The sequence below is a fragment of the Azotobacter chroococcum genome, from assembly GCF_002220155.1.
In the GTDB taxonomy this organism is placed as follows: Bacteria; Pseudomonadota; Gammaproteobacteria; order Pseudomonadales; family Pseudomonadaceae; genus Azotobacter; species Azotobacter chroococcum.
Genome location: NZ_CP011835.1, coordinates 2,561,318 through 2,585,933 on the forward strand (window position 1 = coordinate 2,561,318; position 24,616 = coordinate 2,585,933).

21 protein-coding genes and 1 pseudogene are annotated in these 24,616 nt (G+C 63.1%); 13 read left to right on the top strand and 9 right to left on the bottom strand.

Annotated features, from left to right (window positions below; genetic code table 11):
- Positions 1 to 32: 32 nt before the first annotated feature.
- From lpdA to sdhC, 7 genes are all read right to left on the bottom strand, one after another.
- Positions 33 to 1,466, bottom strand: a complete 1,434-nt coding sequence (lpdA, locus tag ACG10_RS11675; RefSeq protein ID WP_039803709.1) for a dihydrolipoyl dehydrogenase — start codon at positions 1,464 to 1,466, stop codon at positions 33 to 35.
- An 83-nt stretch (positions 1,467 to 1,549) separates the two neighbouring features.
- Positions 1,550 to 2,764 carry a dihydrolipoyllysine-residue succinyltransferase gene (gene sucB / locus ACG10_RS11680; RefSeq protein ID WP_089168342.1) on the bottom strand — a complete coding sequence of 405 codons (1,215 nt, stop codon included), beginning with the start codon at positions 2,762 to 2,764 and terminating at the stop codon, positions 1,550 to 1,552.
- 42 nt (positions 2,765 to 2,806) lie between these two features.
- On the bottom strand, positions 2,807 to 5,638 hold the full coding sequence (locus ACG10_RS11685) for a 2-oxoglutarate dehydrogenase E1 component (protein WP_089168343.1): 2,832 nt from the start codon (positions 5,636 to 5,638) through the stop codon (positions 2,807 to 2,809).
- Between the two features lie 242 nt (positions 5,639 to 5,880).
- Complete coding sequence (locus ACG10_RS11690) at positions 5,881 to 6,600, bottom strand: succinate dehydrogenase iron-sulfur subunit (protein ID WP_039803703.1); 720 nt, start codon at positions 6,598 to 6,600, stop codon at positions 5,881 to 5,883.
- An 11-nt stretch (positions 6,601 to 6,611) separates the two neighbouring features.
- Positions 6,612 to 8,384: a succinate dehydrogenase flavoprotein subunit gene (gene sdhA, locus ACG10_RS11695; protein ID WP_039803701.1), complete on the bottom strand. Its 1,773-nt coding sequence runs from the start codon at positions 8,382 to 8,384 to the stop codon at positions 6,612 to 6,614.
- 3 nt (positions 8,385 to 8,387) lie between these two features.
- The gene (gene sdhD, locus ACG10_RS11700) at positions 8,388 to 8,756 is read right to left on the bottom strand and encodes a succinate dehydrogenase, hydrophobic membrane anchor protein (protein WP_039803699.1); all 369 of its coding nucleotides are present in this window, start codon (positions 8,754 to 8,756) and stop codon (positions 8,388 to 8,390) included.
- Positions 8,750 to 9,133 (bottom strand): succinate dehydrogenase, cytochrome b556 subunit, encoded by a 384-nt coding sequence (gene sdhC / locus ACG10_RS11705; RefSeq protein ID WP_169531105.1) that lies wholly within the window; start codon positions 9,131 to 9,133, stop codon positions 8,750 to 8,752. Before sdhC ends, sdhD begins: the two co-directional genes overlap by 7 nt.
- Before the next feature lie 373 nt (positions 9,134 to 9,506).
- On the opposite strand from sdhC, the gene gltA reads away from it, so the two are divergent.
- On the top strand, positions 9,507 to 10,787 hold the full coding sequence (gene gltA, locus ACG10_RS11710; protein WP_089168344.1) for a citrate synthase: 1,281 nt from the start codon (positions 9,507 to 9,509) through the stop codon (positions 10,785 to 10,787).
- A gap of 102 nt (positions 10,788 to 10,889) precedes the next feature.
- Here the strand turns inward: gltA and ACG10_RS11715 are convergent, their stop codons facing one another.
- Positions 10,890 to 11,141: a YkgJ family cysteine cluster protein gene (locus ACG10_RS11715; RefSeq protein ID WP_089168345.1), complete on the bottom strand. Its 252-nt coding sequence runs from the start codon at positions 11,139 to 11,141 to the stop codon at positions 10,890 to 10,892.
- Positions 11,142 to 11,287: 146 nt separating this feature from the next.
- Between ACG10_RS11715 and ACG10_RS23700 the strand changes: the two are divergent.
- The 4 genes and pseudogenes from ACG10_RS23700 to ACG10_RS24435 form a co-directional block, all read left to right on the top strand.
- Positions 11,288 to 11,392, top strand: a pseudogene (locus ACG10_RS23700) (DMT family protein); the annotation flags it as partial.
- 148 nt (positions 11,393 to 11,540) lie between these two features.
- Positions 11,541 to 12,098, top strand: a complete 558-nt coding sequence (locus ACG10_RS11720; RefSeq protein WP_089168346.1) for an exonuclease domain-containing protein — start codon at positions 11,541 to 11,543, stop codon at positions 12,096 to 12,098.
- A gap of 62 nt (positions 12,099 to 12,160) precedes the next feature.
- Positions 12,161 to 12,442 (top strand): pyrimidine/purine nucleoside phosphorylase, encoded by a 282-nt coding sequence (ppnP, locus tag ACG10_RS11725; RefSeq protein ID WP_089168347.1) that lies wholly within the window; start codon positions 12,161 to 12,163, stop codon positions 12,440 to 12,442.
- 202 nt (positions 12,443 to 12,644) lie between these two features.
- Positions 12,645 to 12,848, top strand: a complete 204-nt coding sequence (locus ACG10_RS24435; RefSeq protein ID WP_089168348.1) for a PA1571 family protein — start codon at positions 12,645 to 12,647, stop codon at positions 12,846 to 12,848.
- A 3-nt stretch (positions 12,849 to 12,851) separates the two neighbouring features.
- On the opposite strand, the gene pdxB is transcribed toward ACG10_RS24435, so the two are convergent.
- Positions 12,852 to 13,994, bottom strand: coding sequence for a 4-phosphoerythronate dehydrogenase PdxB (gene pdxB / locus ACG10_RS11735; protein ID WP_089168349.1), 1,143 nt, complete (start codon positions 13,992 to 13,994; stop codon positions 12,852 to 12,854).
- A 124-nt stretch (positions 13,995 to 14,118) separates the two neighbouring features.
- Here pdxB and ACG10_RS11740 point away from each other — a divergent pair, with 124 nt between their 5' ends.
- From ACG10_RS11740 to ACG10_RS11770, 8 genes are all read left to right on the top strand, one after another.
- Positions 14,119 to 15,498 carry an MATE family efflux transporter gene (locus ACG10_RS11740; protein WP_089168350.1) on the top strand — a complete coding sequence of 460 codons (1,380 nt, stop codon included), beginning with the start codon at positions 14,119 to 14,121 and terminating at the stop codon, positions 15,496 to 15,498.
- A gap of 536 nt (positions 15,499 to 16,034) precedes the next feature.
- Positions 16,035 to 16,244 (top strand): hypothetical protein, encoded by a 210-nt coding sequence (locus tag ACG10_RS23705; RefSeq protein ID WP_157731438.1) that lies wholly within the window; start codon positions 16,035 to 16,037, stop codon positions 16,242 to 16,244.
- Between the two features lie 92 nt (positions 16,245 to 16,336).
- Positions 16,337 to 16,783, top strand: coding sequence for a low molecular weight protein-tyrosine-phosphatase (locus ACG10_RS11745; protein ID WP_089168351.1), 447 nt, complete (start codon positions 16,337 to 16,339; stop codon positions 16,781 to 16,783).
- Between the two features lie 32 nt (positions 16,784 to 16,815).
- Positions 16,816 to 19,032: a polysaccharide biosynthesis tyrosine autokinase gene (locus ACG10_RS11750; RefSeq protein ID WP_089168352.1), complete on the top strand. Its 2,217-nt coding sequence runs from the start codon at positions 16,816 to 16,818 to the stop codon at positions 19,030 to 19,032.
- A 67-nt stretch (positions 19,033 to 19,099) separates the two neighbouring features.
- Positions 19,100 to 20,377 carry a Vi polysaccharide biosynthesis UDP-N-acetylglucosamine C-6 dehydrogenase TviB gene (gene tviB, locus ACG10_RS11755; RefSeq protein WP_089168353.1) on the top strand — a complete coding sequence of 426 codons (1,278 nt, stop codon included), beginning with the start codon at positions 19,100 to 19,102 and terminating at the stop codon, positions 20,375 to 20,377.
- Complete coding sequence (locus ACG10_RS11760) at positions 20,374 to 21,477, top strand: NAD-dependent epimerase/dehydratase family protein (protein WP_089168354.1); 1,104 nt, start codon at positions 20,374 to 20,376, stop codon at positions 21,475 to 21,477. Before tviB ends, ACG10_RS11760 begins: the two co-directional genes overlap by 4 nt.
- A 54-nt stretch (positions 21,478 to 21,531) precedes the next feature.
- On the top strand, positions 21,532 to 23,343 hold the full coding sequence (locus ACG10_RS11765; protein ID WP_089168355.1) for an ABC transporter ATP-binding protein: 1,812 nt from the start codon (positions 21,532 to 21,534) through the stop codon (positions 23,341 to 23,343).
- Between the two features lie 94 nt (positions 23,344 to 23,437).
- Complete coding sequence (locus tag ACG10_RS11770) at positions 23,438 to 24,343, top strand: phosphoribosyltransferase family protein (RefSeq protein WP_232487093.1); 906 nt, start codon at positions 23,438 to 23,440, stop codon at positions 24,341 to 24,343.
- Positions 24,344 to 24,616: the final 273 nt, after the last annotated feature.

Below are 24,616 nucleotides of genomic sequence, written 5' to 3' on the forward strand. Positions count from 1 at the left end.
TGTCTGCCGCGTGGTGTTGCCTTGTTACGTGATTACTTCTTGCGGTTGGCAATGTGAATTGCATGTCCGCTGACCGCCAGGGCGGCCTCATGCAGCGCCTCGGACAGGGCCGGGTGCGAGAAGACCATCATGCCGAGGTCTTCGGCACTGCTGCCGAACTCCATGGCGATGGCACCCTGCTGGACCAGTTCGGCGGCGCTCGGGCCAATCACGTGAACGCCCAGCACGCGGTCGGTCTTGGCATCGGCGATGACCTTGACGAAGCCGGCGGTGTCGTTGGCAGCCATGGCGCGGCCGCTGGCAGCGAACGGGAAGACACCGACGTTCACAGCCACGCCCTCGGCCTTCAGGGCCTGCTCGGTCTTGCCCACGGTGGCGATTTCCGGGTGGGTATAGATCACCGCCGGAATCAGGTCGTAGTTCATCTGGGCCTTGTGGCCGGCGATGCGCTCGGCGACCATCACGCCCTCTTCCGAAGCCTTGTGGGCCAGCATCGCACCGCGCACCACGTCACCGATGGCGTAGACGCCCGGCACGCTGGTCGCGCAGTAGTCGTCGACATAGATGAAGCCACGCTCGTCCATGGTCACGCCGCTGTCGGCGGCCAGCAGATCGGTGGTCACCGGACGACGGCCGACCGCGACGATCAGCTTGTCGAAGGTCAGCGACTTCTCGCCTTCGGCATCGGTGAACTTGACGGTGACCTGCTTGCCCTTGACCTCGGTGCCGATGACGCGGGCGCCCAGCAGGATCTTCAGGCCCTGCTTGGTGAGAATCTTCTGGGCTTCCTTGGCAACCTGCTCGTCGACGGCCGGGAGGAACTTGTCCATGGCTTCCAGCACGGTCACTTCGGTACCCAGGCGGGCCCAGACCGAGCTCAGCTCCAGACCGATCACGCCTGCACCGATCACGCCGAGCTTGCCCGGAACGCTCTGGAAGTCCAGGGCGCCGGTGGAGTCGACGATCACGTCCTGGTCGACCGGAGCCGGCGGGATTTCCACCGGCTTGGAGCCGGAGGCGAGAATGACGTTCTCGGCATCGAGCACCTGGGTGCTGCCGTCGGCCGCGGTGACCTCGACCTTCTTGCCGGCCAGCAGCTTGCCATGACCTTCGAACAGGGTGACGCCGTTGGCCTTGATCAGCGAGGCGACACCACCGGTGAGGTTCTTCACGATCTGGTCTTTACGGGCGACCATGGTCGGCACGTCCATGGCGACTTCGCCGGTGCTGATGCCGTGGAGCTTGAAGCTCTCGTGTGCCTCGTGGAACTTGTAGGAGCTGTCCAGCAGGGCCTTGGAGGGAATGCAGCCCACGTTCAGGCAGGTGCCGCCCAGCGCAAGCTTGCCTTCCTTGCCCTTGTACTTCTCGATCACGGCAGTCTTGAGGCCGAGCTGGGCAGCCTTGATGGCCGCCACATAGCCGCCGGGGCCTGCACCAATCACAATCACGTCGAACTTCTGGCTCATAGCGAATCCTCTTCTTTAAAGCGGCGTAAAGCCGCCAGCACGAGCCTCCTCGGAGGCACGTGCGGGCAGCTTGCGGTCTTGGATCAGATATCCAGCAGCAGGCGAGCCGGGTCTTCCAGGAGATCCTTCATGGTCACCAGGAAGGTAACGGCTTCCTTGCCATCGATCAGACGGTGATCGTAGGACAGGGCGAGGTACATCATCGGCAGGATGACCACCTGGCCGTTGACGGCCATCGGGCGCTCCTGGATCTTGTGCATGCCGAGGATGGCGGTCTGCGGCGGGTTGACGATCGGGGTCGACAGCAGGGAGCCGAACACACCACCGTTGGAGATGGTGAAGGTACCGCCGGTCATTTCCTCGATGGTCAGCTTGCCGGCCTTGGCCTTCTTGCCGAACTCGTTGATGCCGCCCTCGATTTCCGCCAGGCTCATGAACTCGGCGTTGCGCAGGACCGGCACCACCAGGCCACGATCGCTGGACACGGCCACGCCGATATCCTGGTAGCCGTGGTAGACGATGTCGTTACCGTCGATGGAGGCATTGACGCCCGGCTGGCGCTTCAGGGCCTCGACAGCGGCCTTGACGAAGAAGGACATGAAGCCCAGGCGCACGCCATTGTGGGTCTTCTCGAACAGGTCCTTGTACTTGGCGCGCAGTTCCATGACCGGCTTCATGTTGACTTCGTTGAAGGTAGTCAGCATGGCCATGGAGGACTGGGCCTCGACCAGACGCTCGGCGACCTTGGCACGCAGGCGGGTCATCGGCACGCGCTTCTCGACGCGATCGCCGGCGGCGAACAGCGGAGCAGCGGCGGCGGCAGCCGGCTGGCCGGCGGGAGCGGACTTCTTGGCCTCCACGGCAGCGACCGCGTCTTCCTTGGTGACGCGACCACCCTTGCCGGTGCCGGTGATGCTGTCGGCAGCGAGGGCGTTTTCCTCGGCGATCTTGCGGGCAGCCGGGGACAGGATCGGCGCTTCGGCGGCGGCCGGAGCAGCAGTGGCAGCCGGAGCGGCAGCGGCCGGAGCCGGGACGGCAGCCGGAGCGGCAGTGGCAGCGCCGCCTTCGGTCAGCTTGCCGAGCAGTTCGCCGCTGAGCACGGTGTCGCCTTCGTTCTTGACGATCTCGGCAATCACGCCGTCCGCTTCAGCAAGCACTTCCATCACGACCTTGTCGGTCTCGATGTCGACGATCAGCTCGTCACGCTTGACAGCTTCGCCGGGCTTCTTGTGCCAGGTGGCGACGGTGCCGTCCGCGATCGATTCCGGGAAAGTCGGGGCTTTGATATCGATAGCCATTATCTAAAGTTCCTATTGATTCGTTGCTTCTGCGAGAAGGCGTTAAACAGTGAAAGCATCCTGCAGCAGTTTTTCCTGCTGCTCGGCATGCATCGACGCGTAACCGCAAGCCGGGGCGGCCGAGGCTTCGCGACCGGCATACTGAAGGAGCAGGTCCTTCTGATGCGCGCTGGCGACACGACGCATGTGATGCTGGCTGCAATACCAGGCACCTTGGTTCATCGGCTCTTCCTGACACCAGACCACGTGCTTGAGGTTGGTGTAGGGCGCCATGACCTCGGCCAGCTCCTCTTCCGGGAACGGATAGAGCTGCTCGATGCGGACGATGGCGATGTCCTCGCGACCCTCGGCACGACGCTTGTCCAGCAGGTCGTAGTAGACCTTGCCGCTGCACATGACCAGACGCTCGACCTTCTTCGGATCGAGGCTGTCGACCTCCGGCAGAACCGGATGGAAGGAACCGTGAGCCAGGTCTTCCAAGGTGGAGATCGCCGACTTGTGGCGCAGCAGCGACTTCGGCGTCAGGACCACCAGCGGCTTGCGCAGAGGGCGGATCACCTGGCGACGCAGCATGTGGTAGACCTGCGCCGGGGTGGTCGGCACGCAGACCTGGATGTTCTGCTCGGCGCACAGCTGCAGGTAGCGTTCCAGACGGGCGGAGGAGTGCTCCGGACCCTGGCCTTCGTAGCCGTGCGGCAGCAGCATGGTCAGACCGCACAGACGGCCCCACTTGGTCTCGCCGCTGCTGATGAACTGGTCGATCACCACCTGGGCACCGTTGGCGAAGTCGCCGAACTGGGCTTCCCAGATCACCAGCGCGTTCGGCGTGGTAGTGGCGTAGCCGTATTCGAAGGCCAGCACGGCCTCTTCCGAGAGGAAGGAGTCGTACAGATCGAACGTCGGCTGCCCTTCGTAAAGATTCTGCAGCGCGATGTAGCGGCTGGCATCCTTCTGGCTGTGCAGCGCAGCATGACGGTGCGAGAAGGTGCCGCGACCGACGTCCTGGCCGGTGATACGCACCGGATGGCCTTCCTTCAGCAGGGTGGCGTAGGCCAGGGTCTCGGCGCAGCCCCAGTTGATCGGCATGGCGCCGACGCCCATACGGTCGCGATCCTCGAGGATCTTGGCGACCTGGCGCTGGACCACGAAACCTTCCGGGATCTGCAGCAGTTTGGCGTTCAGCTCCTGCAGGGTCTTCAGGTCGAAGCTGGTGTCGTGGCGGGCAGTCCAGGCGTGGCCCAGGTACGGGGTCCAGTCGACGAACAGCTCGGTGTTCGGCTCCTTGACCAGGCTCTTGAGCACGTGCTGACCGTTGTCCAGCGCGGTACGGTACTCGTCACCCTTGGCCTGGACTTCTTCCTGGCTCAGGCTGCCTTCCTTGACCAGGGCGTCGGCGTACAGCTCGCGGGTGGTACGCTGCTTGGCGATCTGCTTGTACATCAACGGCTGGGTGCCGCTCGGCTCGTCGGCCTCGTTGTGGCCGCGACGGCGGTAGCAGACCAGGTCGATAACCACGTCGCGCTTGAACTGCATGCGGTAGTCGACGGCCAGTTGGGTCACGAACAGCACGGCCTCCGGATCGTCACCGTTGACGTGCAGAACCGGCGCCTGAATCATCTTCGCCGGATCGGTGCAGTACTCGGTGGAGCGGGTGTCGGCCGGGTTGCTGGTGGTGAAGCCAACCTGGTTGTTGACCACGATGTGGATGGTACCGCCCGTCTTGTAGCCGCGGATCTGCGACATCTGGAAGGTTTCCATCACCACGCCCTGGCCAGCGAAGGCCGAGTCACCATGGATGGAGATCGGTACCACCTGGCCGCCGGCGGTGTCGCCGCGACGGTCCTGACGGGCGCGTACGGAGCCCTCGACCACTGGGGAGACGATTTCCAGGTGCGACGGGTTGAACGCCATGGCCAGGTGCACTTCGCCACCCGGAGTCATCACGTTGGAAGAGAAGCCCTGGTGGTACTTCACGTCACCGGAGCCCAGCTCGACCAGCTTCTTGCCTTCGAACTCGTCGAACAGGTCGCGCGGGTTCTTGCCCAGCGCATTGACCAGCAGATTCAGACGGCCGCGGTGGGCCATGCCGATGACGACTTCCTTGGTGCCGTAGGAGCCGGAGCGCTGGATGATCTCGTCGACAACCGGAACCAGGCTCTCGCCGCCTTCCAGACCGAAACGCTTGGTGCCCGGGTACTTGGTGCCCAGGTACTTCTCCAGGCCTTCGGCAGCGGTCAGACGCTCGAGCAGGTGGCTCTTCACCTCGCGGGAGAACACCGGACGACCGCGCACGCTTTCCAGGCGCTGGGCGAACCAGTTGCGCTGCTCAGAATCGACGATATGCGTGAACTCTGCGCCGATAGTGCGGCAATATGTCTCCTGCAACGCCTGCAGAATTTCGCGTAGGGTCGCCTCTTCCTTGCCGATGTAGAGTTCACCGGTACGGAAGATGGTATCCAGATCGGCGTTGGTCAGCCCGTAATGGGTGATCGACAGGTCGGAAGGCGCAGTGCGCTCCCACAGACCGAGCGGGTCCAGTTGCGAGGCCTGATGGCCGCGCGTGCGATAGGCCTGGATCAGACGCAGGACTTCGACCTGCTTCTTCTCGTGTTCGGTGCTTACGCTGGAGGTTGCGACCGGCTGTGCGCGACGCTGATTTTTCGCCAGCAAGACAAACTGGTCACGGACCGGAGCGTGCGGAACGTCAGTGGAGATACCGGCGTCGGCGGGCAGTTTCTCGAAGTAGGTGCGCCACTCTTCGGGCACAGCATTGGGGTCGTGGAGGTAGAGCTCGTAGAGCTCTTCCACATAAGCAGCATTTCCACCGGAAAGGTGGGCACTGTTCCACATGCGCTGCATAACGCTATCTTGCATGCTTGGTCACCCTTGTGAGGGGACACCACCGGCGCGAGCCGCACATGGTCGATCCAAAGTCATGGAGCAGCGACTTTGGTAAAGCCACTACGGATCCCACAGATAGTCCGGACATTTGCCCGGATGCCCCTGCTAGTCAAATTCTTCATAGGAGCGCGGCTTCATGAGCTGCGGATCCAGCTTTGCCTGCGACGCCAGGATTGCTCCCGACGCCACAGGTATACGGTGTTGCCAAGAGCCGATCAGGTACCGCTACGCAGCAGCATGTCGCGCACGTGACCGATGGCCTTGGTCGGGTTCAGGCCTTTCGGGCAGACATACACGCAGTTCATGATGCCGCGGCAACGGAATACGCTGAACGGGTCATCCATGGCAGCCAGACGCTCCTGGGTCTTGGTGTCACGGCTGTCGGCCAGGAAGCGATAGGCCTGCAGCAGTGCAGCGGGACCGAGGAACTTGTCCGGGTTCCACCAGAAGGACGGACAGGAGGTCGAGCAGCAAGCGCACAGGATGCACTCGTAGAGACCGTCCAGCTTCTCGCGCTCTTCCGGGCTCTGCAGACGCTCGATGGCCGGGGCGGGAGTATTGTTCTGCAGGTAGGGCTGCACCTTCTCGTACTGCTTGTAGAAGATGCTCATGTCCACGACCAGGTCGCGGATGATCGGCAGGCCGGGCAGCGGGCGAATCACCAGCTTGCCGTCGGTCACCGTGCTGGACAGCGGGGTGATGCAGGCCAGGCCGTTCTTGCCGTTCATGTTCATGCCGTCGGAACCGCAGACGCCTTCACGGCAGGAGCGACGGTAGGAGAAGCTGCTGTCACCCTCTTTGATCAGGGCCAGGACATCGAGAACCATCAGGTCCTTGCCATCGATGTCGACGTTCAGATTCTGCATGTAGGGAGCAGAGTCCTGCTCCGGATTGTAGCGATAAACGCTAACTTGCAATGTCTTGGGCAGCGACATATCGATAACCCTTAATAGGTACGCACTTTGGGTTCAAACGCCGGAACGGTCTTCGGCGCGAAGTTGACGGCACGCTTGGCCACGCGCTTCTCACCCGGGAAATACAGGGTGTGGCACAGCCATTCCTTGTCGTCACGCTCCTCGAAGTCCTCACGGGCGTGGGCACCACGGGACTCCTTGCGGGTTTCCGCAGCGATCGCGGTGGCCTCGGCCACTTCGAGCAGGTTCTGCAGCTCGAGCGCCTCGATGCGGTCGGTGTTGAACGCCTGGCTCTTGTCGTTGATCTTGACCTGAGCGACGCGCTCGCGCAGTTCGGCCAGTTGGGCGATACCCTTCTGCATGTATTCGCCGGTACGGAACACGCCGAAGTAGTTCTGCATGCAGTTCTGCAGCTCTTTGCGCAGGGGAGCGACTTCTTCGCCGCTGCTGCGCTCGTTCACGCCGGACAGGCGCTTGAGCGACTCGTCGAGGTCGGACTCGGAAGCACCGCGGTATTCGATGCCTTCCTTGAGCGCCTTCTCCAGGTGCAGACCGGCGGCGCGGCCGAACACAACCAGGTCGAGCAGCGAGTTGCCGCCCAGGCGGTTGGCGCCGTGCACGGATACGCATGCCACTTCGCCCACGGCGAACAGGCCTTCGATGATCTTGTCGTTGCCGTTGGCGTCCTGGGTGATGGCCTGACCATGGATGTTGGTGGCCACGCCACCCATCATGTAGTGGCAGGTCGGCACGACCGGAACCGGAGCGGTCACCGGGTCGACATGGGCGAAAGTCTTGGACAGTTCGCAGATGCCGGGCAGACGGCTGTGCAGTACTTCCTCGCCGAGGTGGTCGAGTTTCAGCAGCACGTGGTCGCCATCCGGGCCACAGCCGTTGCCGGCGATGATTTCCTTGACCATGGAGCGCGCCACCACGTCGCGGCCGGCCAGGTCCTTGGCGTTCGGAGCATAACGCTCCATGAAGCGCTCGCCGTGCTTGTTGATCAGGTAGCCACCCTCGCCACGGCAACCCTCGGTCACCAGCACGCCGGCACCGGCGATGCCGGTCGGGTGGAACTGCCACATCTCGATGTCCTGAACCGGCACGCCGGCACGCAGGGCCATGCCCACGCCGTCACCGGTGTTGATCAGGGCGTTGGTGGTCGAGGCGTAGATGCGACCGGCACCGCCGGTGGCCAGAACCACGGCCTTGCAGCGAATGTAGACGGTTTCGCCGGTTTCGATGCAGATGGCGATGATGCCGACCACGGCGCCGTCCTGGTTCTTCACCAGATCGACTGCGTACCACTCGTTGAGGAAAGTGGTGTTGTTCTTCAGATTGCCCTGATACAGGGTGTGCAGCAGCGCGTGACCGGTACGGTCGGCAGCAGCGCAGGTACGGGCAGCCTGGCCGCCGTTGCCATAGTCCTTGGACTGGCCACCGAACGGACGCTGATAGATGCGGCCGGTTTCGGTACGGGAGAACGGCAGACCCATGTGCTCGAGTTCGAATACGGCTTCGGGGCCGACCGAGCACATGTATTCGATGGCGTCCTGGTCCCCGATGTAGTCGGAGCCCTTGACGGTGTCGTACATGTGCCAGCGCCAATCGTCGTTCGGGTCGGCCGAGGCGATTGCGCAGGTGATGCCGCCCTGGGCAGACACGGTGTGCGAACGGGTCGGAAATACCTTGGTGACTACTGCAGTCTTGTGACCGCCCTGAGCCAGTTGCAGGGCAGCACGCATGCCAGCACCACCACCGCCGACGATGATTGCGTCGAAGGAAAGCGTACGAATGTTAGCCATGAATCAGATACCCCAAAGAATCTGCACACCCCAGACGAAAAACGCGAACATGGCGATGCCACACGCGGCCTGGAAGAGGAAACGCACAACGGTCGCCAGCTTGCCCAGCGCCATCGGAGTCAGGTAGTCGGTCGAGATGGTCCACATGCCAACCCAGGCATGCACGCTCAACGCGACGAGGGCCAGCAGACTGAAGACCCGCATGCCGGTAGAGGAGTACAGGCCATGCCAGTCGGCGTAGGTCAGATCCGAACTGAAGAACAGGTAACCCAGCAGGAAGAGGGTGTATACCGCGAGAATGACCGCGGAGACACGCTGAGCCATCCAGTCGTAAAGACCCGAGCGCGAGAAATTCGTGACATTGGTTACCATATCCAAACTCCCGACAGCAGGATCAGCGCCACCGAAACGCCGATAACGATTTTCGAGCCCTTGGTGCCGCCTTCCAGCGTTTCACCGATGCCCATGTCCATGATCAGATGGCGCACGCCGGCCACCAGGTGGTACAGCAATGCAGACACCAGGCCCCATGCCACCAGCTTGACCAGCGGACTGGCCAGATACCCTTTCACCTGCTCGAAGCCTTCCTCCGACGACAGAGACTTGTCGAGCCAGGACAGCAGCACGACAATCCCCAGGAAGAGGACGACACCAGAGATACGGTGAAGAATGGACGTGTAAGCAGTGACAGGAAGTTTGATTGTCCTAAGGTCTAGGTTTACAGGTCGTTGGCTTTTCACGGCTTTCATTCACTGTGAGAGCCCTGGCGAGCAGGGCGAAGTTGTTGGGATGTGCACTGGTCAGGTACCCACCACCCAGAGAGCGGCAACCGCCAGAATACGCGGCTTCAAAGCCTCTGGCGGTCGGTTGCCGAGTATAGACAGTTAGGGTACTAATGACAACGCAAGCGCCCTCAACAAAGTAGTGATTGCGCGATCGCCACTAATCACGTAAATAGTTTCTTTTTGCGTGCAATCCGTTCTGAAACGAGCGCTCCACTACTACTTTGGTGCAGATTGCTTTCAGACTCGTCACCTCTATAGTGACGCTCTATAGATAGAGGCGGCTCCGCCTGGGACCCGCCGAAGATACCTAGCAGAAAGCTCAAAAAGGAGGCCACCCATGGCTGACAACAAAGCGCAGTTGCACATCGGGGACAAAACCGTTGAACTGCCCGTCCTAACCGGCACTGTCGGTCCCGATGTGATTGATGTACGGGGACTGACCTCAACGGGCCGTTTCACCTTCGATCCTGGCTTTATGTCTACCGCCTCCTGCGAATCGAAGATTACCTATATCGACGGTGACAATGGCATCCTGCTGCACCGCGGTTATCCGATCGAGCAACTCGCAGAAAAATCCGATTATCTGGAAACTTGTTATCTGCTGCTGAACGGCGAACTGCCGAACGCCGATCAGAAAGCGAAGTTCGTCAGCAATATCAAGAACCACACCATGGTTCATGAACAACTGAAGAACTTCTTCAACGGCTTCCGTCGTGATGCTCACCCGATGGCCGTCATGTGCGGTGTCGTCGGCGCCCTCTCCGCCTTCTATCACGACTCGCTCGACATCAACGATCCGCAGCATCGTGAAATCTCCGCCATTCGCCTGGTCGCCAAGATGCCGACCCTGGCTGCCATGGTCTACAAGTATTCCCTCGGCCAGCCGATGATGTATCCGCGTAACGATCTGGACTACGCGGAAAACTTCCTGCACATGATGTTCAACACTCCGTGTGAAGTGAAGCCGATCAGCCCGGTAGTCGCCAAGGCCATGGATCGCATCTTCGTCCTCCATGCGGACCACGAGCAGAACGCCTCCACCTCCACCGTGCGTCTGGCCGGCTCCTCGGGTGCCAACCCGTTCGCCTGTATCGCTGCCGGCATCGCGGCCCTGTGGGGTCCGGCACACGGCGGCGCCAACGAAGCCGTGCTGACCATGCTCGACGAGATCGGCGATGTTTCCAACATCGAGAAGTTCGTGGCCAAGGCCAAGGACAAGAACGATCCCTTCAAGCTGATGGGCTTCGGCCATCGCGTCTACAAGAACTTCGACCCGCGCGCCAAGGTCATGAAGCAGACCTGCGACGAAGTGCTGTCCGAACTGGGCATCAACGATCCCCAGCTGGAACTGGCCATGAAGCTGGAAGAAATTGCGCGCAACGATCCTTATTTCAAGGAGCGCAATCTCTACCCGAACGTCGACTTCTACTCCGGTATCATCCTCAAGGCCATCGGCATTCCGACCAGCATGTTCACCGTGATCTTTGCCCTGGCACGTACCGTCGGCTGGATCTCCCACTGGAAGGAAATGCTCTCCGGCCCGTACAAGATTGGCCGTCCGCGCCAGCTGTACACCGGCTACGAGAAGCGCGATTTCGTCCCGGTGGAAAAGCGCTAAGCGCTTTCCCCTGGCGGAAAAAAGGCTGCGTTTACGCAGCCTTTTTTATTTGTTGCCGAACTGTTGACCAGGCATCGAGCGCCAGCATCGCCCAGATCTGCATCAGCCCGTCTCCCCTTCCAGCCACTCGATCAACTGTAATGCCTCCTCACGGCTGCTGCCGCAGACAGCCGCATCCGCCCCGAAGGCAGAACACACCGCCGGCCGCTCGGGCTTGTCGAACAAGGCGCACAGATTGTCCACGGAAAGATGCAGGCAACGCTCGCCCGCCGGCTTGCCAAGCGGCATGCCCGGGAGCGGCGAACTGATGGAGGGGGCAATACAGCAGGCACCACAGCCCGCGCGACATTTCATGATCGAACCTCGCAATGCGATCAACGTCCTGGGAAGGTCGAGTATCCTACCGCCGGACCTGACGAATCGCTAAGCCCATCCCAGCAGATATCCTCTCCCGCTTCTTGACCATTCGCCCGCTCGCTCCTGTTCCGGAGTTCCGTCTCATGCCAGTCTGGCTGCAAACTGCGCTGCTGCTCAGTCTTTCGAACATCTTCATGACTTTTGCCTGGTACGGCCATCTGCGTACCCTGAACAGCAAGCCCTGGGTCAACCTTCGCAGCTGACCGACTCTGCAACCATGCGGCTCGTGGCCGGCGCCCCATCCGTTGGCCCGGTACGGGTTCGGGGAGAGGTTACACTGAACCACTACAGCCGCCAGCAAGGCAGGCGCCCCCGCACGGAGCTCAGGAGTTGCCCATGGACAAGTGGTTGGTGATCGATCTGGAAGCCACGACAGACGAGGGAGGCTGGCCGGTGAAAGACATGGAAATCGTCGAAATCGGTGCCAGTCTGGTGGACAGAGAGGGCCATGAACTGGATCACTTCAAGCGCTTCGTGCGCCCGTTGCGCCGCCCCTGCCTGACCGCCTTCTGCCGCGAACTCACGCACATCGCCCAGTCCGACATCGACACCGCCGCCCCGTTGTCCCTGGTCTGGGAGCAGTTCGAGCATTGGCTCGCCCCCCACCGCCCACGCCTGGCAGGCTGGACCAGCTGGGGCGACTACGACCGCCGGCAACTGGAGCAGGAATGGCGCCGCCATGGCCTGGCCAGCAGCCTGGCGACAGCGCCTCATATCAATCTGAAACAGCGTTTCGCCGATACTCGCCAGCTGAAGCGTGCGGTCGGCCTGAAGGCCGCCCTGCAGCTCGCCGGCATGAGCTTTCAGGGTCAGCAGCACCGGGCTCTGGAAGATGCCCGCAACACTGCCCGCCTGCTGCCACTGGCAGCCCTGCCCCACGCGCAAAGCGGATGACGCGGCAAAACGCCTTATGCATACTTGCGGGCCTTTTCTCACCCTTTCCTGAGGATTCAAGCATGTTCAAGGTCAACGAGTACTTCGACGGCACCGTCAAATCCATCGCTTTCAGCATGAGCCAAGGCCCGGCCACCATCGGCGTGATGGCAGCAGGCGAATACGAATTCGGCACCAGCCAGCTGGAGATCATGCACGTGATCGCCGGCGCCCTGACCGTCAAGCTGCCGGGCAGCGAGCAATGGGAAACCTTCCCGGCCGGCAGCCAGTTCACCGTCCCGGCCAACAGCAAGTTCCAGCTGAAGGTCGCCACGGATACGGCCTATCTCTGCGAATACCGCTGACCGAAACGGCCCCTGGAGCACCGGCCGGAACTCCAGGGGACGAACGAGCCGCAGCAGCAACTCACCCTGCCCCGGCACAGCCTCATGATCCTTTCCCCCGCGCCAGCCACTACGCGCAGCAGGCAGGCTCGCCGCCCCTCGCACCATGCCAGCCGGCTAAACTGCAGAGTGCAGCTCATCAACGGAGGGGAGACCGATCACCATGAGCCCGCACCAGCACAACCCCCAGCGTCACTCCACCCGACCGCGCCCCCGCCAGCCCAGCGGCGGCGCGCTCATCGACGAGCAGGGTCGGGAAATCCCCATCACCGAAGGCATGATCCAGAAGGCCTGCCGCCTTCTGGACAGGAACTGGGTAGCGGCTCCGCGCCAACCTCCGACAGCCTCCCGCGAGCCGGATGACTGACGCCTAGACCTGCAAGGCCCCCAGCGCCCGCACCAGTTGCCGCAACAGCGGGGCCTCACCGCTCAGCCGCACGCGCAACCCATCGATTTCCCGGCGCGGCGGATAGTGCTTGCGCAGGGCATCGAAGGCGCTGCTTCGGGCCAGTTCGTCGCCCCCCAGGCTGCGCCGGAAATCGGCGTCGTCGCGGCGTGGGTCGTACACGGCCCGGCAAAGCATCGCCAGCGCCCACGCCGGATCGGCGCCGCTATCCAGCCCCAGCTCGTAGAGCCAGGGCGGCGGCAGCAGCTCGTCCAGCTGCACACTCGGCGGCACGCCCAGATGTTCGCAGAAGGCCCGGTAGACCTGTGCCGTGCCGCGCAGCTTGCCGTCCAGGCTGTAACCGGCGATGTGCGGCGTGGCGATGTGGCAAAGCCCGGCCAGAGCGACATCCACCTGTGGCTCGCCTTCCCAGACATCCAGCACCGCCTGCAGATCGCTGCGGGCTGCGAGCACCTCGCGCAGCGCCCGGTTGTCGACCACCGCGCCGCGGCTGGCGTTGATCAGCCAGCTGCCCGGCCGCAGCTGCGCCAGCTGCTCGCGGCCAAGCAGGTGCCAGGTCGGATGCGCCCCCTCGCGGGTCAGCGGCGTGTGCAGGCTCAGCACATCGCACTCGCGCAGGACGGTGGGCAGATCGACGAAGTCGCCCTCCTCGACCGCCTGGCGCAGCGGGTCGCACACCAGCACGCGCCAGCCCAGCCCACGCAGCACCTCGACCAGCCGTCCGCCGACCTGGCCGGCACCGATCACCCCATAGCAGCGGGAGGCCAGATCGACGCCCTGCCGCTCGGCCAGACTGAACAGACTGCCCAGCACGTAATCGACCACGCCGCGGGCATTGCAACCCGGCGCACTGGCCCAGGCAATCCCGCGCTGGCGTAGATAATCGAGATCCAGATGGTCCGTGCCGATGGTGCAGGTGCCGACGAAACGCACCCCTCTGCCCTCCAGCAGGCCAGCATCGACCCGGGTGACCGAGCGCACCAGCAGCACCTCGGCATCCGCCAGCGCCGCGCGCTCGATGGCGCGCCCGGGCAACTGGCGGATCTCGCCGAAGGCGGAAAAGAAGGCATCAATCAGGGGAATGTTTTCGTCGGCGAGGATTCGCATGGCAGGCTCCTTTCAAGGAGGCTCATTCTAGGGCAAAGGGCGACTGGCCGCGGGGCATCGCGCATTTCCCGCAATCCCTTCAGCGCGTAGACTAGCCGCCCTCCCGCACCAGCGAATACCGGACATGCCACGCGAACCGCGCCTGCAGCGGCTGCGCCGCGAACTGCGCACCCTCGCCAGCCTCGCCCTGCCGATCATCGTCGCGCAGCTGGCGCACATCGCCATGGGCCTCGTCGACACCCTGATGGCCGGCCGGGTCGGGCCTGCCGACCTCGCCGCGGTCGCCCTCGGCAACTCGCTCTGGGTACCCACCTACCTGCTGACCACCGGCATCCTGTTGGCCACCACGCCCAAGGTCGCCCACCTTCACGGTGCCGGCCGGCAGCCGGAAACCGGCCCGCTGGTCCGCCAGGCGCTGTGGCTGGCCCTGGCCGTCGGCAGCGCTGCCGCCCTCCTGCTCTGGAACGCCGACCCCGTATTGCACCTGATGCAGGTCGAACCCACCCTGATCGGGCCGACCATGGGCTACCTGCGTGCAGTCGCCTGCGGTATCCCGGCCGTGGCGCTGTATCACGTGCTGCGCTGCTTCAGCGACGGCCTGGGCCATACCCGGCCGAGCATGCTGATCGGCATCGCCGGCCTGCTGCTGAACATCCCCGCCAACTACATCTTCATCCACGGCAAGTTCGGCCTGCCGGCCATGGGCGGGGTCGGCTGCGGCTGGGCAACTGCCCTGGTGATGATCTTCATGCTGCTGGCCATGCTCTTCTGGACCCGGCGGGCGCCGTGCTACCAGCCGAGCCGGCTGTTCGGCCGCTTCGACCGACCGCACTGGCCGGTCATCCGCCGCCTGCTGGGGATCGGGCTGCCGATCGGCGTGGCGGTGTTTGCCGAGGCGAGCATCTTCTCGGTGATCGCCCTGCTGATCGGCGGCCTGGGCGCCAAGGTGGTCGCCGGGCACCAGATCGCCCTGAACTTCTCCGGTCTGGTGTTCATGATCCCCTACTCCCTGGGCATGGCGGTCAGCGTCCGCGTCGGCCATGCCCTGGGCCGTGGCAGCCCCCGCGACGCCCGCTTCAGCGCCGGCGCCGGAATGGCCAGCGCGCTGGGCTTCGCCGCCCTGGCGGCCGGCGCCATGCTGCTGCTGCGCGAGCAGATCCCGCACATCTATAGCCGCGACCCGGCGGTGATCACCATCGCCGGCGGCCTGCTCCTCTATTCCGCGCTCTTCCAGTTCTCCGACGCCATCCAGGTGACCGCCGCCGGCGCCCTGCGCGGCTACCAGGACACCCGCGCGATCATGCTGATCACCCTGCTCGCCTACTGGGGCATCGGCCTGCCGATCGGCTATTGCCTCGGCCTGACCGACTGGCTCGGCGAACCCAGCGGCCCGCGCGGACTCTGGCAGGGCATGGTGATCGGCCTGAGTTGCGCCGCCCTCCTGCTCGGCGCCCGCCTGGCCCGCAGCGCACGACGGCACATCCATGCGTCCGGTGCGCCTTGAGCCTTTTCCGAAGAACTGCCTTCCCGTCCGGAAATTTCCCGTGAACCAGCCCCTCGCACCATCAGGCGCAGCTTCCGCCCATCCAATGAGCGGTCATCGATGTCGCTCGAACGGCGCCTCGCTTTCCGAGGAGTTCCCGGTAGCCGAACCTGGAACACAAGCGAAGCACTTATTGTTGTCGGTCAGACGAGAGTGAAGCCATTCCCACCGATGTAACCGTAGCCAACTTGATAGTTGCAGAAAAAGTTCATTCGAACTGACCAAACGACATCAAAATAATGCTGGAATTTCTGCCTTTCCCACCGACATCGACCACTTATCGGCCAGCAGCCAGCCAAGAAAGCCCTCCAAAAAACCTGAACTACACTTTGCAACTTCTGACTGGATATGCTGCTGTGGTTTAGCAAGACACTATTAAGCTGACACTAAACAACAAACAGGAATAACCATAGTAAAATTATAAATATAAAAGTAATCCACGAAGTACCCTGCTGTTGTTCGCACGGTGGATTAAGTGCCGAGCAAGAGTTCCGGCGATGACCATGATCGAAGTACCGAACGCAGGCCTGAACGAGGCGGTGCACCGCTGTCCGCACGTCCCGAAATGGCCATGTACTCGTCTTCAGGAGGCCGACGCCAAATCCTGGGGCGGTAGCGTACCCGAAGAGGACGAATCGATCGCAGCCATGCAAGAGCTTGCAACTCTTCTGCGCACCTGCTTCAGGAAGTTCCGAACGCCTCTTTGATGACAAGTCTGCTCCGAATATTCAGGGCAGCGGCATAACCTGTCCACGCTTAAATTTCATGCCCCAGCGCCACAACTTTGGAAGCCTATAAAGTGCTCGAACGGATACTGATCGTCTGCATCGGCAATATATGCCGAAGTCCCTGTGCCCAGGCATTGATGAGCGAGGCGCTTTCCCGCGACAAGCGGAACATGAAGATCGGCTCTGCCGGTCTGGCGGCGCAGGTCGGCCTGCCGATGGAGCCCACCACCCGCGCGGTACTCCTCGAACACCGGCATCGTCCTCCGCTACACAGGGCCTGCCAGCTGGAGCGCAGCATGCTGCACCAGGCCGATCTGGTGCTGGCCATGGAGCACCGCCATATCGACGGCATCTACCGGATCGCCCCCGAAGCGCGCGGCAAGACCTTCCTGCTCGGCAAGTGGCAGGGCGAGCTGGAAATCCAGGACCCGTTCCGCCGGGACCGCACAGCCTTCGAACAGGCCTACCGACAGATCCGCACGGCCGTCGAGGCATGGACCGTGCGCCTGGGTCACTGACAGCCGGAGCGCCTCCTCCAGGGAAACCCATCATGTACCCCACTTCCGCCCCCCATCAGCAGGAGCACGAGGATGCCGGCATCGACCTGCGCAAACTGCTCGGCGCCCTGCTCGACCACAAATGGCCGATCATCGGCGTGACCGCCCTGTTCTGCCTGGGCGGCGCTCTCTACGGCATGTCCGCCACGCCCATCTACCGCACCACGGCCCTGGTCCAGATCGAGAAGAAGAGCGGTACCGTCCCCGGACTGGAGATGGGCGGCGACGTCAACGCCCAGACCTCCAGCGCCAGAACGGAAATCGAACTGCTGCGCTCGCGCAGCGTGATCGGCCAGGCGGTCGACAACCTGCATCTCGATGTACGGGCCACTCCCCAGCGCTTTCCGCTGATCGGCGACTATCTCGCCCGCCGCCATCGTGGCCCGGGCCTGGCGGAGCCATTCCTCGGCCTGGAGGAATACGCCTGGGGTGGCGAGAAGATCGAAGTCCTCCGCTTCGACGTCGACCCGCAGTGGGCGGGCAAGCGCCTGGTACTGACGGCAGCAGACAACGGCGCCTTCAACCTGCAGGACGGCGAGGGCAGACCACTGCTCCAGGGCCGGGTCGGCGAAGCCATCGACCAGCAGGGCATCCGCCTGCAGATCCATGAACTGCAGGCGCGGCCGGGCACCCGCTTCACCCTGAGCAAGGGGAGCCGGCTGAGCACCATCCGCACCTACCGGGGGGCGCTGCAGCTCACCGAAGTGGGTGGCGACACCGGTCTGATCACCGTGGCCATGAACCATCCCGACCCCCGGCATGCCAGCCGGGTAGTGGATGAAATCAGCCGCCTTTTCGTCCGCCAGAACATCGAGCGCATGTCCGCCGAGGTCGATGGCAGCCTGGAGTTTCTGCGCACCCAGCTGCCGGAGGTGCGCCGCGATCTGGAAAAGGCCGAAGACGCGCTGAACGACTACCGCAAGCGCCACGGCTCCGTCGACATCGGCATGGAAACTGGCAGCGTGCTCAACCAGGCCGTGAGCCTGGAAACCCGCATCTCCGAGCTGAGGATGCAGCAGGCCGAACTCGACCGCCGGTTCACCCCCGAGCATCCGGCCTACAAGACCCTGTTGATGCAGATCCAAGGCCTGACCCAGCGCAAGAACGAGATCGCCAGGCGGATGCAGGGCCTGCCGGAAACCCAGCAGGCACTCCTACGCCTGTCGCGGGATGTCCAGGTCGGTACCGCGATCTACACCCAGCTGCTGAACAGGGCCCAGGAAATCGACCTGGTCCGCGCCGCCACCGTCGGCAACGTGCGCATCGTCGACCAGGCGGTCACCGACGGCGGACCGGTCGCTCCCGACAAGACCTTCATCCTGGTGGTCGCCACGCTGGTCGGGGCGCTGCTGGCGATCGGCGTCGTGCTGCTGCGCAAGCTGCTCAACCCGGGTCTGGAGACCCCGGAGGCCATCGAGCAGCTGGGCCTGCCGGTATACGCGGCGGTGCCCTTCAGCGAACACCAGGCGCACTTCAAGTCCCGGCGCCGCCGGGCAGCCGGCAGTCCCGCCCAGGTCTCCCCGCTGCTCGCCCTCGGCCAGCCGCACGATCCGGCGGTGGAAGCCCTGCGCAGCCTGCGGACCAGCCTGCACTTCATCATGCTCGGCGCGCAGGACAACCGCCTGGCCATCTCCGGCCCAGGCCCGCAGGCGGGCAAGAGCTTCGTCTGCGCCAACCTGGCCGCCGTCGTCGCCCAGACCGGCAAGCGCGTGCTGCTGGTCGACGTGGACATGCGCAAGGGCCAGCTGCACAGACTGCTGGGCATGGAAGAGGCCGGCACGGGACTGTCCGACCTGCTGGACGGACGCTGCGACCTGGCCGACGCGATCCGCCCGACCCCGGTCGAAGGCCTGTTCCTGCTGTCGCGGGGACAGATTCCGCCGAATCCGTCCGAACTGCTGATGCATCCCAACTTCAGCGCCGTCCTCCAGCAGGCCAGCGCGAGCCACGATCTGGTCATCCTCGACACCCCGCCGCTGCTGGCCGTCACCGATGCCGCCATCGTCGGCCGGCAGGCGGCCACCACCCTGATCGTGGCCCGCTTCGGCGTGAGTTCCGCCCGCGAGATCGAGCTGACCGTCGGGCGCTTCGCGCAGAACGGCATCGAGATCAAGGGCGCCATCTTCAACGGAATGGAAAAGCGTGCCGCCACCTACGGCTACGGCCACGCCGCCTACTACCACTACGAGTACAAGCCGGACAACGCCTGAGCACAGCCCTCCGCTCGAGCCGCTTCCGGATCGAGCCCCCTCCCAGCCGACCGCCACGGGCACCGCCATGCACAACCTGGAAGACCTGAAACTCGCCATCATCGGCCTCGGCTACGTGGGCCTGCCGCTCGCGGTCGAATTCGGCAAGCGCCGGCCGGTCGTCGGCTTCGACATCGACAGCACGCGCATCGCCGCCCTCGAGGCCGGCCACGACCGCACACTGGAGGTCGACGACCACGAACTGCCGGAGGCTCGCCAGCTCCGCTACAGCGCCGACATCGCCAGCCTGGCCGAATGCAACTTCTACATCGTCACCGTGCCGACACCGATCGATGCGCACAAGAAGCCCGACCTGACGCCCCTGATCCGCGCCTCGGAAACCATCGGCCAGGTGCTGAAGCCGGGCGACATCGTCGTCTACGAGTCCACCGTCTACCCCGGCGCCACCGAGGAAGGCTGCGTGCCCGTGCTGGAGCGAGTCTCCGGCCTGGTGTTCAACCGCGACTTCTACGCCGGCTACAGCCCGGAACGGATCAACCCCGGCGACAAGGAACACCGCATCACCGGCATCCGCAAGATCACCTCCGGCTCCACCCCCGAGGTGGCCGAACTGGTCGACGCGCTGTACCGGGAGATCATCACCGCCGGCACCTACCGGGCCGGCAGCATCCGCATCGCCGAGGCGGCCAAGGTCATCGAGAACACCCAGCGCGATCTCAACATCGCCCTGATCAACGAACTGGCGGTGATCTTCAACCGCATGGGCATCGACACCGAGGCGGTGCTCCAGGCGGCCGGCACCAAATGGAACTTCCTGCCGTTCCGTCCCGGCCTGGTCGGCGGCCACTGCATCGGCGTCGACCCCTACTACCTGACCCACAAGGCCGAAGCCATCGGCTACCACCCGGAGATCATCCTCGCCGGCCGGCGCCTGAACGACGGCATGGGCAGCTACGTGGTGTCCCAGCTGATCAAGGCCATGCTCAAGCGGCGCATCCAGATCGACGGCGCACGCGCCCTGGTCATGGGCCTGACCTTCAAGGAAAACTGCCCCGACCTGCGCAACACCCGCGTCGTCGACATCATCCAGGAGCTGCGCCAGTACAACATCTCGGTCGACGTCTACGATCCCTGGGTCGATGCCGACGAGGCCCAGAAAGCCTACGACATCAGGCCGCTGAGCGCTCCGCCGGCCAATGCCTACGACGGCATCATCCTCGCCGTCGCCCACCACCAGTTCCGCAGCATGGGCGCGCCGAGCATCCGCCGCTTCGGCAAGCCCGACCACGTTCTCTACGACCTCAAGTACCTGCTCAAGCCCGACGAAGCGGACCTGCGCCTATGACACGCTACCAACGCCTGTTCCTCGAGCTGCCGCACGCCCCCAGTACCTGGCTGATCACCGGGGTGGCCGGCTTCATCGGCTCCAACCTGCTGGAAACCCTGCTCGGACTCGACCAGTGCGTGGTGGGCCTGGACAACTTCGCCACCGGCCACCCGCGCAACCTGGAAGAGGTCCGCCAGCGGATCGCCCCCGAGCGCTGGGCCAGGTTCCAGCTCATCCGCGGCGATATCCGCAACCTGCACGACTGCCGCCAGGCGCTGATCTTCGTGCCAGCCGCAACGGGAAGCCCGCCCCGCCCGGTCGAGCACGTCCTCCACCAGGCGGCCCTCGGCTCGGTGCCGCGTTCGCTGGAAGACCCCATCGCCACCAACGCCAGCAATGTCGACGGCTTCCTCAACATGCTGGTGGCCGCCCGCGACGCCGGGGTCAAGAGCTTCACCTACGCCGCCAGCAGCGCCACCTACGGCGACCACCCCGGCCTGCCCAAGGTCGAGGAGCAGATCGGCAGACCGCTCTCCCCCTACGCCGTGACCAAGTATGTCAACGAGCTGTATGCCGACACCTTCGCCCGCAACTACGGGTTGCCCTGCATCGGCCTGCGCTACTTCAACGTCTTCGGCAGGCACCAGGACCCGGAGGGTGCCTATGCCGCAGTGATTCCGAAATGGATTGCGGCGATGCTGCGCGACGAGGAGGTGTTCATCAACGGCGACGGCAGCACCAGCCGTGACTTCTGCTACGTCGACAACGCCGTGCAGGCCAACCTGCTCGCCGCCTGCGCCGGAGCCGAAGCGCACAACCAGGTCTACAACATCGCCGTCGGCGAACGCACCGACCTCGAACAGTTGTTCCGGAAGCTGAAGCAGAGCCTGGCGAAAAACGGCGTGCGCTACGCCAAGGCGCCGCGCTACCGCGACTTCCGCCCCGGCGACGTGCATCACTCCCTGGCGGACATCGGCAAGGCGCAGCGCCTGCTGGGCTACGCCCCGCAATACGACCTGCAGGCCGGCATCGCCCAGGCCATGCCCTGGTACATCGCCCAGAACCTCGCGCCGGCGCCCAGCTCGTCCTGGCCGCACACGCAACTGGCCGCACGATGACAGTGAATGCCCTCCACCAGTCAACCTCCTGACCATCGGAGCAAGCCCTTGCCCATGCACGATACCGCCCCTTCGCTGCGCCATATCCTCGAACGCCTCTACGCCCATCTGTCCAGGCGCCGACGCCTCCAGCTGCTCGGCCTGATCCTGCTCATGCTGGTCGGCATCCTGGCCGAACTGGCGACCTTCAGCGCCGTGCTGCCCTTCCTCGCGCTGCTGGCCGATCCGGAGAAGGCGCAGGACTATCCGTTGCTGCAGCAGCTGTTCAGCCTGGTCGGCTGGCGACACGAGAACATCCTGCTCCCCGCCAGCCTGCTGTTCGGCTCGATGGCGGTACTCGCCGCGCTGATCCGCATCACCCTGACCTGGGCCAGCAGCAAGACCACCCACGGCATCGGTTACGACCTGGGCGTCGAGGTCTACCGGCGCACCCTGCTGCAGCCCTACCGCTACCATGTGGCGCGCAATACCAGCCAGATCATCGCCGGCATGGGCAAGGTCCAGAGCGTGGTCGGCGGCCTGCTCATGCCGCTGATCAACGCCCTGATCGCCAGCCTCATGACGCTGGCGATCTTTACCGCCCTGATCCTGATCGACCCGGCAGTCGCCCTCGCCGCCGGCCTGCTGTTCGGCCTGCAGTACCTGCTGGTCAGCCTGGGTACCCGGCGCAAGCTGCGGAAAAACAGCCGGATCATCGCCCAGGCGCACAATGTTCGCCTGCAGGCCATACAGGAAGGTCTCGGCGGCATCCGCGACATCCTCATCGACGGCTCCCAGGCGCCCTATGTCAAGCGTTTTCGCAAGGTCGACGCCGACCTGCGCAAGGCGCAGGTGACCAATGCCTTTCTCGGTGGAGCGCCCCGCTACCTGATCGAAGCCATCGGCATGCTCTCCCTCGCCGTGCTGGCCTACGGGCTCAGCCAGCGCGAGGGCGGCCTGGCCGCCGCCCTGCCGGTACTGGGCGCCCTGGCGATCGGCGCGCAGCGCCTGCTGCCGCAGATGCAGCAGCTCTATCACTGCTGGGCGACCATCATGGGCAGCCGGGGCAATATCGAGGATGTAATGGATCTGCTCGCACAACCCATTCCCGCCGAGTACCTGAAACGGGAACCGCCACGGCCAATACCCTTCGAGCGGAGCATCGAGCTGCGGGACATCTGCTTCCGCTATTCCCCCGAAGGTCCCGAAGTGCTCCGGTACCTGAACCTGGAAATCGCCAAGGGCAGCCGCGTCGGCTTCGTCGGCAAGACCGGCAGCGGCAAGAGCACCACCCTGGACCTGCTCATGGGCCTGCTGGAACCCACCGGCGGCCAGATCCTCATCGACGGCGTCGCCCTGACCCCGGCCAACCGGCGCGACTGGCAGGCCCACATCGCCCATGTGCCGCAGAGTATCTACCTGTCCGACACCACGATCGCCGAGAACATCGCCTTCGGCGTCGAACGGCGCGACCTGGACTGGAACCGCCTGCGCGAGGCGGCCGGCAAGGCGCATATCGCCGACTTCATCGAAGGCCTGGCGGACCAATACGACACCCGGATCGGCGAACGCGGCGTGCGCCTGTCCGGCGGCCAGCGCCAGCGTATCGGCATCGCCCGCGCGCTCTACAAGAAGGCCGACGTGCTGATCTTCGACGAGGCCACCAGCGCCCTGGACAACCTCACCGAAAGCCATGTGATGGATGCAATCAACAATCTTGGAAGCGATCTGACCGTACTGATCATCGCTCACCGTACCTCGACGCTGAGCGGTTGCGACTTCATCTACGAACTTGCAAATGGCCGCCTGCTGCACACGGGAAACCATGACCAGACTGACTCTTTGCCGCCGGCCGATCGGCAGTTCCTGACATCACAAGGCTTTTGAGAGTTCCCCTGAATTCCCAAGAACCCCGTGCAAGGCCAGCATCCGTATGAACTTCATCTCTTACGCCGACCTCAGCGAAGACATCAGAAAGAACATGCACAAGCTGCACGACAGGGAAATCGACCTAGTAGTCGGTATTCCCAGAAGCGGCATGATCCCCGCCTACATGATTGCCCTGTACTTGAATGTGAACTGCCTTGACCTTGCCTCGCTCTGCAGGAATGAAAAACCTGTCAATGGCCGAACGAGAAAAACCAGCAATAACTTGGCTCATGCCTGGGATGCGAAGAAAATCCTGCTGGTGGACGACAGCATCATGTCAGGCATATCCATGCGATCAGCCGTCAAGCAATTGCCAGACGAACTCATGGAAAAACTTATTAAAATGGCCGTCTATTCCGCCTCGACAACTCCCAGAGAGGTGGACATTTATTTCGAGCACGTAGCCTGTCCGCGGGTTTTCGAGTGGAACATTTATCATCACGATGTATTAGCTGGCTCATGCAGTGATATCGATGGCACACTGTGCGTAAACCCAACAAAAAGCCAAAGTGAAGATGATGAAAAATACATGCACTTTCTGACAAATGCCAAGCCGCTAAACTTGCCATCGAGAAAAATTCATTCCCTCATCAGTAGCCGGCTGGAAAAGTATAGAAAGGAAACCGAGACCTGGCTAAAAGAGCATAACATCAAATACGAACACTTGATCATGCTGGACCTGCCAAGCAATAGACATCGTGAATCACATAAAATATACGCCAACCACAAAGCCGAACACTACAACAAATCAAAACTGGATTTTTTCTTTGAGAGCGAACCAGACCAGGCGCTCGCCATAGCAAAAGCAACAAGCAAGCCGGTATATTGCTCCGGTAACAATAGAGTTTATCAATCCAGCGCATTGGAATCCATTTACACAGTTCCTTCCTTCTGGGTCCTTCGAAACATATGCAAAAAACTGAAGCAATCACTGCCGGACCCCGCAAGAAGGCATTGAGCATTCTCTTGAGTTGCCGAATCGCTGAAATAAACTGCACAGATCCGCCCCAAGATAATACGCCCGACCGAAAGCCAGACATCAGGGCACAGAGACTCTTGGACAGAACGCTTTCCGAGCCACTTTCCATCAGCGCCTATACTTCTGGCTGCATGGAAGATACTGCAACTCCAGAAAGCCACACTATTTCTCCAAAAAATATTCCACAGGATGCATTATCCCGCTCCAATATTTCCAAGCGGCCAACATCACCTCAAGCTACTTACCCGGAAT

What these genes read in the sequence shown, in the direction of transcription:
- lpdA (WP_039803709.1), bottom strand. Translation starts at nt 1,466, where the DNA reads ATGAGCCAGAAGTTCGACGTGATTGTGATTGGTGCAGGCCCCGGCGGC.
- sucB (WP_089168342.1), bottom strand. Translation starts at nt 2,764, where the DNA reads ATGGCTATCGATATCAAAGCCCCGACTTTCCCGGAATCGATCGCGGAC.
- ACG10_RS11685 (WP_089168343.1), bottom strand. Translation starts at nt 5,638, where the DNA reads ATGCAAGATAGCGTTATGCAGCGCATGTGGAACAGTGCCCACCTTTCC.
- ACG10_RS11690 (WP_039803703.1), bottom strand. Translation starts at nt 6,600, where the DNA reads ATGTCGCTGCCCAAGACATTGCAAGTTAGCGTTTATCGCTACAATCCG.
- sdhA (WP_039803701.1), bottom strand. Translation starts at nt 8,384, where the DNA reads ATGGCTAACATTCGTACGCTTTCCTTCGACGCAATCATCGTCGGCGGT.
- sdhD (WP_039803699.1), bottom strand. Translation starts at nt 8,756, where the DNA reads ATGGTAACCAATGTCACGAATTTCTCGCGCTCGGGTCTTTACGACTGG.
- sdhC (WP_169531105.1), bottom strand. Translation starts at nt 9,133, where the DNA reads ATGAAAGCCGTGAAAAGCCAACGACCTGTAAACCTAGACCTTAGGACA.
- gltA (WP_089168344.1), top strand. Translation starts at nt 9,507, where the DNA reads ATGGCTGACAACAAAGCGCAGTTGCACATCGGGGACAAAACCGTTGAA.
- ACG10_RS11715 (WP_089168345.1), bottom strand. Translation starts at nt 11,141, where the DNA reads ATGAAATGTCGCGCGGGCTGTGGTGCCTGCTGTATTGCCCCCTCCATC.
- ACG10_RS11720 (WP_089168346.1), top strand. Translation starts at nt 11,541, where the DNA reads ATGGACAAGTGGTTGGTGATCGATCTGGAAGCCACGACAGACGAGGGA.
- ppnP (WP_089168347.1), top strand. Translation starts at nt 12,161, where the DNA reads ATGTTCAAGGTCAACGAGTACTTCGACGGCACCGTCAAATCCATCGCT.
- ACG10_RS24435 (WP_089168348.1), top strand. Translation starts at nt 12,645, where the DNA reads ATGAGCCCGCACCAGCACAACCCCCAGCGTCACTCCACCCGACCGCGC.
- pdxB (WP_089168349.1), bottom strand. Translation starts at nt 13,994, where the DNA reads ATGCGAATCCTCGCCGACGAAAACATTCCCCTGATTGATGCCTTCTTT.
- ACG10_RS11740 (WP_089168350.1), top strand. Translation starts at nt 14,119, where the DNA reads ATGCCACGCGAACCGCGCCTGCAGCGGCTGCGCCGCGAACTGCGCACC.
- ACG10_RS23705 (WP_157731438.1), top strand. Translation starts at nt 16,035, where the DNA reads ATGACCATGATCGAAGTACCGAACGCAGGCCTGAACGAGGCGGTGCAC.
- ACG10_RS11750 (WP_089168352.1), top strand. Translation starts at nt 16,816, where the DNA reads ATGTACCCCACTTCCGCCCCCCATCAGCAGGAGCACGAGGATGCCGGC.
- tviB (WP_089168353.1), top strand. Translation starts at nt 19,100, where the DNA reads ATGCACAACCTGGAAGACCTGAAACTCGCCATCATCGGCCTCGGCTAC.
- ACG10_RS11760 (WP_089168354.1), top strand. Translation starts at nt 20,374, where the DNA reads ATGACACGCTACCAACGCCTGTTCCTCGAGCTGCCGCACGCCCCCAGT.
- ACG10_RS11765 (WP_089168355.1), top strand. Translation starts at nt 21,532, where the DNA reads ATGCACGATACCGCCCCTTCGCTGCGCCATATCCTCGAACGCCTCTAC.
- ACG10_RS11770 (WP_232487093.1), top strand. Translation starts at nt 23,438, where the DNA reads ATGCACAAGCTGCACGACAGGGAAATCGACCTAGTAGTCGGTATTCCC.